The following is a 16,959-nucleotide window of genomic DNA, read 5'->3' on the forward strand; positions in this document are numbered from 1 at the left end:
TTTTACCGTATTTCATTTCCTTGATGCAATAGGGCTACTAATGCTTTTGAAAGTTCTTCAGGAGGATAGGGTTTTGTGAAATATTTTTCCACTTTATATTTTTCTACATTTTCCCGTGATTCATCTAATGCAGAAGAAATGATAATTGGAATATTTTTCGTTTCCTCGCGCTCTTTTAGCTGCGCGATTAAGTCCCAACCCGTAATATCGTCTCCAAGCATTAAATCGATGATGATGCCAACAAGAGGTGTTTGAAGGGCTTCTTCAAATGCTCTTTTCGGATTATCATGATAGATGACAGTGAAGCCTTTACTTTTAAGCTCTTCTGATAAAAGTAATGCCAAGCTCAAGTCGTCCTCAATAATCATGACATTTAAACCGGTTTGAATTTCGATTTCATTTTCTTCAAAGCTTGTATTGAAGGGCTTGATTTGATTGAGTGGTAGATTGAAGATAACAGTTGTCCCATTGCCTTCTTCCGATTCTAACCAAATGTCCCCGCCGTGCTTTTTAATAATTTCTCTACTAATGGAAAGCCCTAGTCCTGTACCACCAATTTTTCGTCTAGATGTATTGTCAATTCGCTTAAATTTCTGGAATAGCTTTGGAATTTCATCTTCTGGAATCCCGATGCCCTGATCTTTAATACGAACTTGTAGCATCTGATTAATATTTTCAAGTGTAATCGTTACATCGCCACCTGCAGGGGAGAATTTGATGGCATTCCCAATTAGGTTAATGAATAATTGAACGAGTCGCTCTTGATCGCCGACAACATTCACATGTTTGGCTTTGTCGATTAAATGGACATGATGCTTTTGCTCGTGACGGAAACGGTTAACTATGTCAATCGCCATTTCGTCCATCGATAATGGTTGCATCGTATACTGCTGTCTACCGGATTCCATTCTTTGTAAGTCTAAGAAATCATTAATTAAATTTGTTAAACGAACCGCCTCTTTATGAATGGTTTCGATATATTTTTTTTGGCGTTCAGGTTTTAGCTCTTTTGCTAATAATAGCTCTGTAAAGCCAAGAACACTTGATAATGGCGTACGCAGCTCATGGCTGACAGTGCTGACGAGCTCAGATTTCATTTGATCGATTTCGTATTCTCTTGTAATATCACGGTGAACAAACATCGTGCCCATCTTTTCATCGCTTTTGTAAACACTTGTTGCATATACCTCGACGAATACCGGCGTATTTTGTGAAATGGAATATCGGAACGTCCGTGTATCCGAAAAGTCCTCCACAATGGCTTCTGTGAAAAACTGTGCCAACTCATCAGGCTGATCGCAAATCGATTGGAAATGCTTCAATGATACGTGTTCGGAATCATTATTTTCATGTAAAGGGTTATGTGGAGCGATGATTTTCGATAATGCCTTATTATTTAATACCACCTCGCCAGAAACAGAAACGAGTTGAATGCCCTCGTTTACAGTATCGATAATATTTTGGTTGAGCTGTCTAGAGCGCTCCACCTCTTCATACATATGAATCCGTTCAAAAGCAATGGATACACGATTCATTAAGCCGTTTAATTCCATAATTTCTTGCTTTGTAAATGGATAGCCCTCGCGCGTGGCCATTAATACCGCTACAAGACGCCCCTCTGAATTTAAAATAGAGGAGTAAAGGTCATAGCAATAATAGTGTTCTTGTGCGATTTCTTGAATATTCATCGGGATTTCACGTGTAATGACAAAGGATTTTTCTTCCTCTAAGCGAACTTGCTTATCCTTATTTAGATTGTTAACTAACTGCTCGGTTGTTTGCTCAGACAATCCTTTGGAAACATAGACATGACCTTCGATAAAATGCAAAATACTCGTATCAAATTTATAAATATCTGTTAAATAATCATGTAAATTTTTTAGGAGCTGTTGTTTATCTAGTGTAAAAGTTAAAACATGATTTAACTCGTTATACAATTGTAATTGATCGAGTGAACGCTGTAGTTGCTCTTGATTTCCTTGCAGTTCATCTTGCTGGGCAACGAGCTCTTCATTTTGTGTTGTGAGCACTTCTTCTTTTTCTTGAATGGACAGCGTCATTTTATAAAATGAGTTGGCCAATATGCCTAATTCGTCTTCCTTCGTTACGAGATTGTCAAGATTAACAAAACGGCCGGAAGCTAATTCATTGGTAGCATTTGTTAATTGTTCGATTGGTTGAATGACATTGGACAGCACGCGGCGCATAATAATGGCAACCAAAAAGACAATGAGTGCCCCTAATAAAATTGCAATAATCGAAAATTGCTGTGCCTTCTCTACTGTTTTTGAGAATAGCTCGTTTAAGTGGACTTCAGTTTTATTATCATAGGTTTTGGTAAAGGCAATAATCTGATTGACAAGCTCATTTGCACCACCACTTGATAGTTTACGTAATGCTTCGTAATCGTTTGCCTCAACATAGCTTAATGCTTTTGGCAAAATAACAGTTTGATAATTTTCATTAAATGTCACTAATTCCTCGTATAATTTTGTTTCCTCATCTGTAAGAGAGAGTTTTGAAAATTGCTGTAAATAATCTTCGAACTCTTCTATATTTTCATACAATAGCTTCAGTTCGTTTGGGTCCTGAAATGCATAATACCCTCGGGCTCTAAACATGATACCGTTGTATGTATCGGCTAAACCATCGACAACTTCGGCTTTTCCACTGACAGCTTCAATTTCGGCTTTTAAACTATCGTTAGTTGCTTTTACATAGAATATAAAAATAATCATAATCGTTGAGAAAATGATGATTAACGATAGAAGCATTTTCAAAAATTGATTGCGAATATTTTTTTCGAGCAATGGAAAAGAATTAGGCATCTAATATATCCTCCACTAAGCTCATTAATTCAATCGGACTAAAGGGCTTAGAGACGAAATAGTTTGCTCCTTTATCTAATGCGATTTGACGATCCGACTCCTGCGCCTTAGCAGTAAGCATTAAAATCGGTGTGCTATCCTTCACCTCTGATGGAATGCGCTCAATGACCTCAAGCCCTGTCAAATTCGGCATCATATAATCTAAGATAACAAGATCATAGGGCTGTTGATTGATTTTAGTAAGGGCATCTAGTCCGTCCTCGGCCTCGTCAATTTCATAGCCTAAATCCTCTAATGTATCACAAATGAGCATTCTTAAAATTTCTTCATCATCTGCTACTAATATTTTTTTCATAAATATACCTCTTTCTGCGGTTTATAAAAACATTCGGTTGATTAAATTGTGAATGCGATTCGAAACATCGGTAATATTGAAAGGCTTCACGATATAGTCATTCGCCCCAAGCTTTAATGCCTCAACAACATGTTCATTACCTTTTCTTCCCGTTAGCATCGAGACAATCACTTCATTCGATGTATGGGATTCTCTAATTTTTTTCAGCACTTCAAGGCCGTCCATCTTCGGCATCATGCCATCAAGTAAAATAATGTATTTCGAATTGGCGTTATACCAATTTGAATTTAAGAAGCTAAGCCCATTGCTAAATTCCAGCACTTCAATTTCGAAGCGTTCATCGATTGTCCAATTTTTGAAGAAGTTGGCCACCATGTTTCGAATAATGAATACATCATCAATGACAATAATTTTGATATTTACTTTCTTTGTGACTACATCAGCAATGCTATCAAAGATGACCGAGCGATTTCTGCCTGATTGTTTAGCGTCATAAAGTGCTTGATCGGCCTTTTCTAGCATCTTTTTAGGGTGAGAATGCGTTGGGCTCACCTCGATTAAGCCTGCAGATAAAGTTACGTTGAATGGAACGCCATTCGCCATGAATTCCTTTTTGAACATTGCCTTACGAATCTTTTCGATTTGGGTATGGGCATCCTGTACGGAAGATTGAGGTAACAGCATTACAAACTCCTCACCCCCATAGCGACAGAAGATATCTTGATCGCGCTTTAATTCCATCACTAACGCTGCGAAGCCTTTTAGCACGTCATCACCGACTAAATGACCGTATGTATCATTTACTTTTTTAAAATAATCTAAATCGAAAATGGCAACTGAAAAGGGCGTGTGGTTGCGCTTGTATTGTTGAATTAAATGGTCGAACTGCGACTCCAAAAATTTGCGATTATACACTTGCGTTAATTCATCGATAATAATCGAATGCTCTAATTCCTTTTTAAAGGCTAAGCGGTTTGTTACGTAAGATAGTAAAATTTCTTCATCAATCGGTTTCGGAATGAAGTCTAATGCCCCCATTTTATAAGCGCGCACGTGATTTTCTTTACAATCATTGGCGCTAATAATTGTAACAAACATACGATCCTTTTTGACCTTTTTCAACGTTTCTAAAATAGAAAACCCATTGCCATCTGGTAGCATAATGTCTAAAAAGACGATGGCTGGCTTTAGTTCGTAAATGAGCTCCAACCCACGTTTTTCATTATAAGCGATAATCACTGTATAGCCCTGCTTTTCTAGCACCTTTTTAATATACGATATAAAAATAATATCGTCATCAATGACTAAAATTAGCTCCTGATTAAGCATGCTGTTTGGAAGGGGCGGTTGTCCTTCTTCAAGTGTTTGCACCAAATTGGTTTGGTAAAAACGCACGCCTTCAATGATGGAAGATAGGTACGCTGTCCATTCCTCTTGGTTCCATTGCTTGTCACTTGCTTCATCTAAAGCTTTTAATTTTTCGCTTGCTGTATGTGAAAGTTCGTCCAAACCAATCGTGCCAGCCGTTCCTTTTAAACTATGAAGAAAACTATAGATTTCCCTTTCCGTAATAAACGCTTGTGCATGCCAGGCTTTAAATTTTTCAAGCATTTGCCTATAGATTAATTGCTGATATTTTGTCGTGTCCATTTACTTTCGCTCCATTAACTATTTTCTTATTTACATAGTATATCCTTATGGACAAGAAAACTAGATGCAATGAACGATATCTTGGTAATATATTGGGACTAATAGAATTTTTGGCGCTGTTCCTAGAAGCTAGTGAGGATTAGCTGGAGCTACGGCAATAACTTCTTGCTTTATATGAAATCGCGTATTTTCTTCATGGAAATACGGAATAGTGTAATAAAAATCGGGATTTTGTGTTATTTTTAATGAAAAGAATAACTAAAAGGAAGCTATTGGTATGAGAAGAAGCTCATGGAATTTTCGTTTTTTTAAATACAATATGATTTTGGCAATCATTATTATTTTTGTCGTGCTCATTTCAGCGTATTATGTGCTTGGAAAAATTGTTGAAAAGGAGATCGGGGAGCGCGCTGTAAATGTAGCAGAGGTCACTGCGCTTCATCCAGATGTCATAGAAGGGTTGAAAAAGGATGCGACATCACCTGAAATTCAAAAAATCGCCAAACAGATTCAAAAAAGCGCAGAGGCCGAGTATGTTGTAATTGGCGATGAAAATGAAATTCGCTATGCACACCCTGTAAAAGCGCGCATTGGCCAACGAATGGTCGGTGATGATAATGACAGGGCATTGATTGATGGGCAATCGTATATGTCAATTGCAGAGGGGACATTAGGAGAAGCGCTTCGAGGGAAGGCCCCTGTTTTCGATGAACAACGCAATATTATTGGTGTCGTGTCCGTTGGTTATTTATATAAAGATGTATTTTCAATGAATATTGGTTATACGAAGAATTTATTGCTTGTACTGGCGATTGCTATCATCTTGTCGATTCTATTATCAAGCTACTTAGCCAATAAATTAAAAAAACAGCTTCTTAATTATGAGCCACAGGAAATTGTCAAAATTTTATCAGAGCGAAATGTCATTTTGGAAACGATTCGTGAAGCAATTATCATGGTAAATCGTAATGGAATCATTACATTGAGTAATCAAGCAGCGAATGATATTTTAAATAGTCATAATTCGGTTATTGGCGAAAATATAAAAGAGGTATTACCTAATACGAAATTATTGCGTGTCATGGAAACAGGGAAGGAACAGCTAAATCGGGTCATGACGATTAATGGAACAAAAACATTAGTTAACCGCATACCTCTAGTGGATAATGGTAAGGTTACGGGCGTAGTAGCAAGCTTTAGACCATTTGAAGAAATTGACTTAGTGGCCAATGAGCTATCTCAGGTGAAGCAATTCATAGAATCATTACGCTCGCAAACCCATGAATACAATAACTTTTTGTATACAATATCGGGGTTAATTCAATTGAAGGAATATGAGGAGGCCCTGTTTCTAATTCATTCAGAGCGTCTGGGAAACCATGCATTAATAGCCTTTATTAATGAGCATATTAAAGATATGTTTATAAATGGTTTAATAATAGGCTTTTATAATCGAGCGAAAGAGTTGAAGGTTACACTTATGCTAGATGAAGATAGTAGTTGTGGTAAACTTGGTCACTTGATGGAAAAGCATATGTTTATCTCCATCTTGGGTAATTTGATGACCAATGCTTTTGAAGCAGTGGAGCATTTGGAGGAAGAAGAACGCATTGTTCGCATTTATATTTATGAAAGTGAAAGAGAAGTAGTTTGTGAAATCGAGGATTCAGGGGAAGGGATTCGAGAAGAGCAAATAGAAGAAATTTTTAAATTAAAGAGCTCTACAAAAGACAAAGATTCGAGGGGCTATGGATTGCATATTGTGCAAGAACATTTAAAAGCTTTAAATGGCACCATTGCAATTGAAAAGGGTGATTTGGGCGGAGCATTATTTATTGTTTCGATTCCAAAAGAGGGGTGATTAGTTGGAAAAGCAAATTGAAGTGTTAATTATTGAAGATGATATTCGAATCGCTCAAATCCATGATAAATTTCTCAATCAAATAGAAGGCTTTAAAACAATTGGGATGGCGCATACGATTGAAGAGGCCAAAATGTGGATTGAAACATTGAAGCCTGATTTGGTCTTGTTAGATATTTATTTTCCAGATGGCTTAGGGCTATCCATTATCGACATGATTGTTGAGCAAAAACTACAGACGGATATTATTTTAATAACGGCTGCTGTCGAGATTGAAATCGTCAAAAAAGCTTATACAAGTGGTGTGACAGATTTTTTATTGAAGCCGATTACTTTGCAGAAGTTTACGTATTGTTTAGAAAAGTATAAAGAGAAGCATCAAATATTATCGTCCAATGAGTATGTTCAAGAAGAGCAGATCCAAAAACTTTGGGATCATTATTCCGTACCGACGATTGAACAAGATAAAAGTCCAAAGGGAATTGATGCCATCACGAAAAATAAAATTATTGATTTTATCCTCACAATTGATGGGGGTATTACAGCAGAAAGCTTAGGGGCTGAGTTGGGGATAAGTCGTACAACGGCAAGACGCTACTTGGAGCATTTAATGGAAGAAAAAATTATTTTTGTCGAACATATTTATGGCTCGGTTGGACGACCGGAACGCCGATATTTTAGCACACGCAGCTGATTCATTCAGCTGCTTTTTTTTCGTGAACATTATGAACAAAATGAATTTTATGCAATTAAAAGTTTATATTTCGCTTTTATATAAAATTATTAGATTATCGTTTTTAATAAAGATAGCGCTTACAAAGGGTGCAAACTAATTAAGGGGGATTTCTAAATGTCATTCAAAAAGAAATTAGTAGCATTGTTATCTGCTACGACGCTGAGTATCGCGTTAGCAGCTTGTAGTGATAGCAGTGATGGGGGAAGCAAATCTGCAAGTGATTATCCAAAGAACAATATTACGATTGTAGCGCCTTCTGGAGCGGGTGGTGGCTGGGATTTAACGGCTCGCGCAATTGGTAAAACAATGAATGAAACAGGCTTAATTGATAAATCAATCACAATCGAAAATCAACCTGGTGGTGGCGGTGCGGTGTTCATGGCATCCTACGCAACAAAGGAAGCAAAGAACGATCATATGTTAATGGTGAAATCACCACCAATTTTAATCAACAATTTAAAGGCAGAGGGAAATAGCCCTTATGGTTATAAAGATACAACACCACTTGCACAACTAACAAAAGACTATGGTGCGATTGTTGTCAGAAAAGATTCACCGTATCAAACGATTACTGATTTACTAGATGCAATTAAAGCAGATCCGACAGCATTAACATTAGCAGGCGGTTCAGCACCTGGCTCGATGGACCATTTAATTACCATTTTACCGGCATATGAATATGGCATTGACCCAAAATCAGTTAAATATGTATCTTATGACGGTGGTGGAGAAGCGATGGCTGCGTTATTAGGTAGCAATGCAGATGCAATCGGCACGGATATTTCAACCGTTACTTCATATGTAAAAAGCGGAGATGTACGTGTATTAGCGGTAACATCACCAGAAAAATTAGCAATCGAAGGATTAGAAGAAATCCCAACTTTATATGATGAAGGGATTGAAACAGAATTTACGATTTGGCGCGGTATTTTCGGGCCAAAAGATATGTCTGAGGATGCAAAGGCCTACTGGATTGAAAAATTAACGGCTTTAAATGAAAAAGAAGAATGGAAAGCAGAATTAACACGTAATGGTTGGGAACAAGAATTCCGTGTAGGCGATGACTTTACAAAATTCTTAGAAGAACAAGAAGCATCGATTGTTGAAATTTTAACAGCATTAGGGATGCAAAAGTAATCAAGCAATGCGAGCAATTGAAGCTGCTCGCATTTCCTTTTAGGGAGGTAGGGGCATGAATTTAAAATTCGATCAAATTGCGAGTGTTGTCTTTTTAGTAATTGGCCTTTTAGTCGTTGTAGAATCTCAAAAGATTTCTAGTAGTGCATATGGCTCTACAATCGGGCCAAGTACATTTCCAATGGGGTTAGGCATATTATTGATTGGTTTAAGTGTGCTGTTATTCATTGAAACGATTCAAAATAAGAAAACTTATAAAATCGTGGAGGAACATGAGGATATTAAATCGCCGAATTATAAGCGTTTTATCATCATTTTTTTAGCCGCATTAGGTTATGTATTGCTGCTTGATGTATTAGGTTATTTAATTACGACATTTGTGTTCTTAGTAATCGGATTCCAAACACTAGAGCGCGGCAAAATACTGACATCGGTTATTATAGCAGCAGCATTTTCGGCTGTAATTTACTTTGGATTCGTTAACGTCTTAGGCGGCTCATTACCAGGATTACCATTCTAGAGAGGGGGGATACACGATGGATACATTAGGATATTTATTTGACGGTTTTGCGATTGCATTTCAATGGTACAACATTCTTTTTGCATTATTAGGCGTAATTATTGGAACAGCCGTAGGGGTTTTGCCTGGAATTGGACCGATGTCAGGGGTGGCGCTGCTAATTCCGGTAACTGCTACGTTAACGTCTGGACTTCCATTAGAAGTAGCTGCTACTAGCTCGATCATCTTACTAGCAGGTGTTTACTATGGGGCAATGTATGGTGGATCTACAACATCTATTTTATTGAATACGCCTGGAGAGTCCTCTTCTGTTGTAACGACATTAGATGGGTACCAAATGGCCAAACAAGGACGTGCAGGTTCGGCTTTATCGATTGCAGCGATTGGCTCCTTCGTGGCAGGGATTGTATCGTTAATTGGATTGGTGCTACTGGCACGACCTCTTTCAAAAATAGCAATTAACTTTGGTCCAGCAGAATATTTCTCGTTAATGTTATTAGGTTTGGCGGCAGTAAGTGGCCTGGCGGGAAAATCCATTAATAAGGCGTTAATTATGACGGTTATTGGCTTATTGTTAGGGACGATTGGTATTGATGTTGTATCGGGTATTGCCCGTTTTACATATGACCAACCCGTACTATTTAGTGGGATTGAATTTTTAACAATTGCTGTTGGTTTATTTGCACTTGGCGAAGTATTTAAAACAATTTTTGAAAAAGACGGTGCCGATGAGCCTGTTGCCAAAATTAACCGAGTTTTACCAACAAAGCAAGATTTAAAAGAAAGCGCTGCACCAATTGGTCGTGGTTCAATTTTAGGCTTCTTCCTTGGCGTATTACCAGGGGCGGGTGCGACATTAGCTTCTTTCTTTGCCTATATTGCGGAAAAAAAGATTAGTAAAAATCCAGAATCATTCGGTAAGGGTAATATTGCAGGGGTAGCCTCACCGGAGTCAGCAAATAATGCCGCTTCAGGTGGTGCTATGATTCCATTATTAACGCTAGGTATTCCAGGCTCAGGGACAACCGCTATTTTAATGGGTGCATTCATTATGTACAATATCCAGCCGGGCCCGCTCTTATTTGCAGAACATCCAGATGTAGCTTGGGGCTTAATCGCGAGTATGTTTATCGGAAACTTAATGCTCTTAATACTAAATATGCCAATGGTAAAAATCTTTGCTAAAATTATTGAAACTCCGAAAAAGTATCTATTACCAATCATCATTGCAATCTCAATCTTTGGGGTTTATGCCGTACAATATACAACGTTTGATTTACTATTATTATTAGCTTGTGGTGTGTTAGGATATTATTTTGCGAAAAACGATTTCCCTGTAGCGCCATTAGTATTAGCGCTTGTATTAGGCCCGATGCTTGAAAATAATATGCGCCGAGCATTAACGATTTCTAATGGGGATTATAGTATTTTCGTTGCAAAGCCATTATCACTGGTGTTTTTAGTGGTAGCTATTCTATGGATTATTATTCCAATTATTTTAAAGTTACGTGGTAAAAATGTTATTATAAATGAAGAAGGGTAAGTGAAGGAGAGTCGTCAAATGGCGGCTTTTTTTTCGTATAAGAAAGACATTTCGGATAAAGAAAGGTTGAGTTGGCTATGAAAATCGTTCAGCAATATGAACTAGGTAGTGCAGAGGTATTGCAAGTTGAGGAAGTAGCAATACCAACAATTGGGGAGCAGGAAGTGTTAATAAAAGGCTACTATTCAAGTATCAATTTTGCAGATATTAAGACGCGGACAGGAGCGAAGGGCAAGCCGGTATTTCCATTTACAATCGGGCTAGATTTAGTAGGAGAAGTTGTGGAAAGTACTAGCGTCAATTTTAAAGTTGGTCAGAAAGTAATGGCTTTTCCGAAAAATGGCTCTTATCGTCAATATGCAGTTGCGTCAGAGCAGCTCACTTTTTTACTTCCAGATGACATTGATTTAAAGCAAGTAGCTGCAATGCCAACTGTCATGATTTTAAGTTATATGTTGCTGACGCAAATTGCACAGGTGAAGGAAACGGATACGATTGTTGTTCATAGTGCGAGTGGTGGCGTTGGCTCAAGCTTGATTCAGCTAGCAAAAATAGTGGGCGTAAAACAAATCATCGGTACAGTGGGTTCGGTACAAAAGGCAAATTTTGTCGAGGCATTGGGCGCGGATGCTGTTTATACATATGCTGATTTTGTGGAGGGAGTAAAGGAACAGACAAATGGCAAGGGAGCAAATGTCATTTTTGATTCGGTAGCGGGGGAAGTAACGTCACGAAGTATGAACTGCTTGGCAAATTACGGAACACTTGTCCAGTTCGGCAATAGTAGCGGAAAGCCTGGAACATTTTCAACGAATGATGTCCACAATAGCTGCCGCAATGTCAAAGGCTTTAGTTTAGGGACGACGAGAAAAGAAGACCCTTCACGATTAAAGCCTGTTGTAAAAGTAATCCTGTCCTATATTGAAAAGGGGATGCTGCACGTGCCAATCGAACGCGTTTTTGCATTAAAGGACATTCAACAAGCCCATCGATTAATGGAAAGTCGTAAGCATCAAGGGAAAATCTTGATTCAGTTGAATGATGATATCTAAGCAAATTGAATGCACTCTCAATTACGTGAGGTTTATTATTAAATTACGGCATAGCTTACATAAATTTGAAAGGTACAAAAAGTTCAGTTATTCTATAAGTGGAACTAATTTACAAAAATCGAATAGAAAGGGGGATGAGCGTGTTTCAAGCATTAAAAGTAGGTTTATTAATTGAGCGTACGAACCGTAAAAATCTAGTGGCTTTGCTAGCGGTAGTGGTCATTGTATTTGGCTGTATGTTTTTCATTAAAGCACAGTCCGTTGGGGATCAACTAAATGATCGAAAGGGCGATTATTATCACGCGCGCGCAATCCTGTCTAAGTTTCAGGTACAGGACGCTTCGATCGATGGTGATGGAAGCGATTTGTTTAAAAACTTAACACAACAGCAAAGCGCCATTGCTTTACAAATTGCTTCTTTAACGATGGAAAATTACCCACTCTATTATGAAGCATCTCTAAGAATCGCAAAACTACGTCAACAAGCTTTTGGTATGGAGGGCTATGAAAAGGTAGCAGAATTACTGCCATCTCAATTGCAAAATGACATGAACTATTTATATTTTAAAACGATGCATCAATCCAATAAGGACACTGTGAGCAATTTATCTCATTACATACCGTTTTTATTGTTTTTCTTTAGCTTAGTAGGTGTAGGTTGGTACATATTTATGAGCTTTTATACAAGCTCGATTTTATTGGATGACTTTGAACATTCGAGTATTATTAGAGGCTATCCAGTGCGATTTGATCATTATATACTTTCAAAATGTATCATTGCCTTTTTATATGTGCTTGCATTTATTGCCCTCATTTTTATTAGTGCGATACCGCTCTTATTTAACGGATTAGGTGATCCAGCTGAGCCGGTGAAAGTTTATTTAGGTGAAGCAGCGCTCATTTCAAGTGTTGGCTATATTGCGCGTTGTATTGGCTATATGGTCGTTATTTCATTATTTGTCATGCTATTATCCATTATTTTGAATGTACTGTTAAAAAATATGTATTTAACGTTATTCGTTCACTTTATCCTGTACTTTTTACCGGTTATTTTCCCATCGTTCATTAGCGTTTTCCCGTTTAATCCTTTTAATTTCATGAACTTCAATGAAATACTTAACGGCATGCCGCTAGATCTTGCAAAGCCTGTTGATATTACGATGAATGCAGGGCTACTCATTATGTTAATTTGTATAATTGCCATGCTATTTGTCATTAAAACATTTTTCTCAACAGGAAAAATGAAACGGGCATAGGGGGGAAATGTTATGTGGGGATATTTAAAATTCGAATTCAAGCAATTTTTTACGAATAAGAAAAACTTGGCTATCTATTTTTTATTAGCGTTCGCAGCGATTTTTTATGCGATTAAAATAGCACCTGCCTATGATCCGATTGAAAAAGTGGATCGTGAGGAAATCGAAGCACGTTATTTAACGAGGCAGGAATTTATTGATGGCATGGAGGGGCGAGATCTTCGAGATGTTCATCCTATGACGGTGGAAGCTTTTTATATGTTTAGTGATGTCAATCCATTAGACAAGAAAAGGCTTGAAACCCTTGATGCAGGTGATTTGAAAAACTACGCACAGGTTACGAGCGACTGGTACTTTCTCACAAATTATATGACGTATTATAATGAGCATATTTCATACAACGCACGTTATTATGTGAAAGACCGAGAAATGGCAGATGCGAAGGGCTTTTATAATTCGTTAGAGCAATATGTACGTTATGGGGCATATGCTGATGCGGATTATGAGCTGTCGATTAATCAATTTGAACAGCGTACAGCACTGCAAACTGTTGAGCGCTTATTAATCGGTCCGCTGCCCGTGATACTCATCATTTGTACGTTGCTATTGGCAATCGATATTGTAACGAAAGATCGACTGCATCCGTCTGTTTTAAAGGGCTTTCCGATAGCCGATTGGAAGAGGCTTCTTGTAAAAATGTTCGTTGCCTTTATTGGGAGTATCGCACTCTTCATTCCGTTATTCATTGGATTTATTATCATCGGCATGCAAGCCGGCTTTGGTCATTTTCAGTTACCCTCACCGGTATTTACAACGACCGTTCAATGGCAGCAAAATGGTAGCTTTGATATGATGACGCTCGGTACGTTTTTTGCTCAATCAGTGTCACTACTATTGCTATGGTTCATCGTTGTCATCGGAGTTGTCTTATTATGTAGCGTATTATTCCGTCAAGAAATGGTGAATTTAGCAATTGGTCTTCTTTTAATTTTTGGAGAAAAATTCTATTTAAGTCGTGGTGTCGGTTATTTTTGGGATATCGAACACTACCCAACCTCTTATATACAAATAGGGAAAATCGTTTCGAAATACCAAAACTTTTACTTAGCAAGCGACCCGTTAAATTACCTCTTAGGAATCCAATTATTAGCGATCGTAGCTGGAATTGTACTCATTTTAACATTAGTCATTTCTTTAAATAAACGATTCAAGCTCATAAAATAGGAGGAAAACAGATGATTACGATTCAAAATATATCCGTGCATTTTACCGACAAAAAAGTACTTGATGATATTTCGATTACGTTTGAACAAGGAGAGCTCATCGGACTTGTAGCGCCAAATGGTACGGGTAAATCAACATTAATGAATGTCTTAATGAACTATTTGCAGCCGACAAAGGGAAAAGTACTTTTTGACAATAATTTAAGCTATTCTAGTAAATCAAATGAAGTGAAAATCCATCAATTCGTGTCGATGATGCCAGATCAAAGTGATTTATATAACCATTTAAGTGGGCGCGAGCATTTAAAAATGTATGCGATGATGTGGGAATCAGATATAAAGCTCATCGATGAAACGATTGCCGCTCTCAATATGGGGCATTATGTGAATAAAAAAACAGGCACCTACTCGCTTGGCATGCGTCAGCGTCTCTGCTTTGCGATGCAAATCGTTGCAAACACTAAAATTATGATGATGGACGAAGTAATGAATGGACTGGATCCAAATAATGTGGAAATTATTTCGAAAATTTTAATGCAGAAAAAAGCAGAGGGCAAATTGATTATTATTGCCTCACATTTGCTCGATAATTTAGAGAAGTATGCAGATCGCATTTTCTTATTTAATGAAGGAAAGCTTATCGATGCCAACGAGATTGTCGAAGGTTTTAGTAAAGCAACAATAAAAACCATTCGTGTAAAAAATATGGATGAGCAAGTAAAGAAAAGGATGAAAATGCAATACCCATCCATTGAGCAGCAAACGCTTGTTAGTGAAATGACATTATTACATTTACCAAGCTCAGAGCCACACTTATTAAGTGATTTAACGACCTTTTTAGTTGAGCATCAAGTGATGGACTTTGCGTTTGGCAAAGTAACGCTAAATGATTTATACGCACTGTATTATCATGAAGTTGTATAAATAATAGGAAGAGATACCTTTAGAGCAAACGCATTTCTCATGTTTAGTTCCTAAAGGTATTTTTTTCTTTTTTAATGGTTGACAATATACCTGTGGGGGTATATTATAAAACTTGTAAATAGTAAAAAATAAAAAAGTGGTCATGTCAGAGAGGGGTATTTAAATGAAGAAAATTGTAATCGTTGGTGGCGTTGCAGGTGGTGCATCTGCAGCAGCACGAATTCGTCGTTTAGATGAAGAAGCACAAATTGTAATGTTTGAAAAAGGTCCCCATGTATCGTTTTCAAACTGTTCTTTACCATTTTACTTAAGCGGTGTTGTAGCAGATTCAAAAAAATTAGTCATGATGAACCCAAACTCATTTGAAGCAAAATATAATATTGATGCACGTGTAAATAGTGAAGTCGTTGCGATTAACCGTGAGCAAAAACTAGTAACTGTTAAAAATGGTGTAACTGGCGAAAGCTATGAAGAAGCATATGATGTATTAATTTTATCACCAGGTGCAAGTCCGATTGTACCGAAGCTTGAAGGTGTGGACCTACCGCATGTATTTACAGTACGTAATGTAGTGGATATTGAAAAGCTACATAATGCGATTGTTGAAAAAGATGCAAAAAGTATTGCGGTAATCGGTGGTGGCTTTATCGGTGTAGAAGTGGCAGAAAATTTACGTCTAGCTGGTCGTAATGTGTCATTAGTCGAATTCGCACCACAAATTTTAACACCATTTGATGAAGACATGGTGCAAATTTTGCATAAGGAAATGACGGATCATGGTGTTGATTTAGTCGTTGGAGATGGCTTAGCAGCGATCAATGAACAGGCGATTACGTTAAATTCAGGGAAAGTCATTGAAGCAGATATCGTTGTATTAGCGATTGGTGTACGTCCTGAAACGTCTTTAGCAGTCAATGCAAATCTTGAAATTGGTGAAACAGGTGCGATTGCCGTTAACCAAAATTATCAAACGAACGATCCGAATATTTATGCGGTAGGTGATGCGATTGAAGTGTACCACCGCCTAATGAACAAAAAAACACGCCTTGCATTAGCAGGTCCAGCACAAAAACAAGCACGCGCCATTGCGGACCATATTTATGGTATACCAAATCAGAACCGTGGTGTCATTGGTTCATCAAGTATTCAAGTGTTTGATCTAGCGGCTGCTTCAACAGGCTTAAACGAGCGTACGGCGAAGCAATTAGGGATTCCGACAGATGCCGTATATGTCATTGCACCGGATAAAGTGGGCTTAATGCCATCAAGTAATCCATTGCATTTTAAATTAATTTATGAAATGCCTACGGGTCGTATTTTAGGTGCACAAGCAATTGGTAAAGGAAATGCGGACAAACGAATTGATGTCATCGCTACATTGATTTCGATGAATGGTACGGTAGAGGACTTAAAGGATTTAGAATTAACGTATTCACCTATGTTCTCAACAGCTAAGGACGTTGCGAATATGGCAGCTCTAGTCGCATCGAACCTTATGGCGGGTCGCTTCAAGCAAGTACGTGTTGACGAAGTACGCGGCTTAGTCGAATCTGGCGCGGTAATTATTGACGTGCGCGAGCCAAATGAATTTGCAAATGGTGCATTAAAAGGTGCAATCAATATTCCATTAGGCGAAATCCGTACACGCATGAACGAAATTCCTAAAGATGTACCGGTATACGTACATTGCCGTTCGTCTCAGCGTAGCTATAATGCTGTAATGGCATTAGAAAACAGTGGTTATGACAATGTGTATAATATTTCGGGTTCTTATTTAGGGATTAACTTATATGAGTATTTCAATGACCAACAACAAGGTCGCGAGCCAATTGTGACGGAGTATAATTTTAAATAGAATTTTGGCGGGAGAAATT

At 37.8% G+C, this 16,959-nt stretch carries 13 protein-coding genes; 10 read left to right on the forward strand and 3 right to left on the reverse strand.

Annotated elements, in window-relative coordinates; translation table 11 throughout:
• Positions 1-2 precede the first annotated feature (2 nt).
• The 3 genes from MKX47_RS05990 to MKX47_RS06000 are packed head-to-tail and all read right to left on the reverse strand — an operon-like array spanning position 3 to position 4,833.
• Positions 3-2,828, reverse strand: a complete 2,826-nt coding sequence (locus MKX47_RS05990; RefSeq protein WP_340772171.1) for an ATP-binding protein — start codon at positions 2,826-2,828, stop codon at positions 3-5.
• On the reverse strand, positions 2,821-3,183 hold the full coding sequence (locus tag MKX47_RS05995) for a response regulator transcription factor (RefSeq protein WP_340772173.1): 363 nt from the start codon (positions 3,181-3,183) through the stop codon (positions 2,821-2,823). The genes MKX47_RS05990 and MKX47_RS05995 overlap by 8 nt, the downstream gene beginning before the upstream one ends.
• Positions 3,184-3,204: 21 nt before the next feature.
• A complete protein-coding gene (locus tag MKX47_RS06000; RefSeq protein WP_340772174.1) occupies positions 3,205-4,833 on the reverse strand; it encodes a GGDEF domain-containing response regulator in 1,629 nt (542 codons plus the stop codon).
• A 277-nt stretch (positions 4,834-5,110) separates the two neighbouring features.
• On the opposite strand from MKX47_RS06000, the gene MKX47_RS06005 reads away from it, so the two are divergent.
• The 10 genes from MKX47_RS06005 (at position 5,111) to MKX47_RS06050 (ending at position 16,940) form a co-directional block, all read left to right on the forward strand.
• Positions 5,111-6,694 (forward strand): sensor histidine kinase, encoded by a 1,584-nt coding sequence (locus MKX47_RS06005; protein WP_340772175.1) that lies wholly within the window; start codon positions 5,111-5,113, stop codon positions 6,692-6,694.
• Between the two features lie 4 nt (positions 6,695-6,698).
• Positions 6,699-7,388: a response regulator gene (locus MKX47_RS06010; RefSeq protein WP_340772176.1), complete on the forward strand. Its 690-nt coding sequence runs from the start codon at positions 6,699-6,701 to the stop codon at positions 7,386-7,388.
• 156 nt (positions 7,389-7,544) lie between these two features.
• Positions 7,545-8,567: a Bug family tripartite tricarboxylate transporter substrate binding protein gene (locus MKX47_RS06015; RefSeq protein ID WP_340772177.1), complete on the forward strand. Its 1,023-nt coding sequence runs from the start codon at positions 7,545-7,547 to the stop codon at positions 8,565-8,567.
• Between the two features lie 55 nt (positions 8,568-8,622).
• Complete coding sequence (locus MKX47_RS06020) at positions 8,623-9,087, forward strand: tripartite tricarboxylate transporter TctB family protein (protein ID WP_340772178.1); 465 nt, start codon at positions 8,623-8,625, stop codon at positions 9,085-9,087.
• 16 nt (positions 9,088-9,103) lie between these two features.
• Positions 9,104-10,630: a tripartite tricarboxylate transporter permease gene (locus MKX47_RS06025; RefSeq protein WP_340772179.1), complete on the forward strand. Its 1,527-nt coding sequence runs from the start codon at positions 9,104-9,106 to the stop codon at positions 10,628-10,630.
• A 77-nt stretch (positions 10,631-10,707) separates the two neighbouring features.
• Positions 10,708-11,682, forward strand: coding sequence for a quinone oxidoreductase family protein (locus MKX47_RS06030; RefSeq protein ID WP_340772181.1), 975 nt, complete (start codon positions 10,708-10,710; stop codon positions 11,680-11,682).
• 134 nt (positions 11,683-11,816) lie between these two features.
• Positions 11,817-12,938, forward strand: coding sequence for an ABC transporter (locus MKX47_RS06035; protein WP_340772182.1), 1,122 nt, complete (start codon positions 11,817-11,819; stop codon positions 12,936-12,938).
• 12 nt (positions 12,939-12,950) lie between these two features.
• Entirely contained in the window at positions 12,951-14,162 is a 1,212-nt protein-coding gene (locus MKX47_RS06040; RefSeq protein ID WP_340772183.1) for an ABC transporter permease, read from the forward strand.
• Positions 14,163-14,173: 11 nt separating this feature from the next.
• Positions 14,174-15,085 carry an ABC transporter ATP-binding protein gene (locus MKX47_RS06045; RefSeq protein ID WP_340772184.1) on the forward strand — a complete coding sequence of 304 codons (912 nt, stop codon included), beginning with the start codon at positions 14,174-14,176 and terminating at the stop codon, positions 15,083-15,085.
• Positions 15,086-15,248: 163 nt separating this feature from the next.
• Complete coding sequence (locus MKX47_RS06050; RefSeq protein ID WP_340772186.1) at positions 15,249-16,940, forward strand: FAD-dependent oxidoreductase; 1,692 nt, start codon at positions 15,249-15,251, stop codon at positions 16,938-16,940.
• The last annotated feature ends 19 nt before the right edge of the window (positions 16,941-16,959 follow it).

It is taken from the genome of Solibacillus sp. FSL R7-0668, assembly GCF_038006205.1.
GTDB lineage: Bacteria > Bacillota > Bacilli > Bacillales_A > Planococcaceae > Solibacillus.

Coding starts and splice junctions, on each gene's coding strand:
- MKX47_RS06000 (WP_340772174.1), bottom strand. CDS start 4,833: ATGGACACGACAAAATATCAGCAATTAATCTATAGGCAAATGCTTGAA.
- MKX47_RS06020 (WP_340772178.1), top strand. CDS start 8,623: ATGAATTTAAAATTCGATCAAATTGCGAGTGTTGTCTTTTTAGTAATT.
- MKX47_RS06040 (WP_340772183.1), top strand. CDS start 12,951: ATGTGGGGATATTTAAAATTCGAATTCAAGCAATTTTTTACGAATAAG.
- MKX47_RS05990 (WP_340772171.1), bottom strand. CDS start 2,828: ATGCCTAATTCTTTTCCATTGCTCGAAAAAAATATTCGCAATCAATTT.
- MKX47_RS06025 (WP_340772179.1), top strand. CDS start 9,104: ATGGATACATTAGGATATTTATTTGACGGTTTTGCGATTGCATTTCAA.
- MKX47_RS06015 (WP_340772177.1), top strand. CDS start 7,545: ATGTCATTCAAAAAGAAATTAGTAGCATTGTTATCTGCTACGACGCTG.
- MKX47_RS06030 (WP_340772181.1), top strand. CDS start 10,708: ATGAAAATCGTTCAGCAATATGAACTAGGTAGTGCAGAGGTATTGCAA.
- MKX47_RS06050 (WP_340772186.1), top strand. CDS start 15,249: ATGAAGAAAATTGTAATCGTTGGTGGCGTTGCAGGTGGTGCATCTGCA.
- MKX47_RS06045 (WP_340772184.1), top strand. CDS start 14,174: ATGATTACGATTCAAAATATATCCGTGCATTTTACCGACAAAAAAGTA.
- MKX47_RS06035 (WP_340772182.1), top strand. CDS start 11,817: ATGAGCGTGTTTCAAGCATTAAAAGTAGGTTTATTAATTGAGCGTACG.
- MKX47_RS06005 (WP_340772175.1), top strand. CDS start 5,111: ATGAGAAGAAGCTCATGGAATTTTCGTTTTTTTAAATACAATATGATT.
- MKX47_RS05995 (WP_340772173.1), bottom strand. CDS start 3,183: ATGAAAAAAATATTAGTAGCAGATGATGAAGAAATTTTAAGAATGCTC.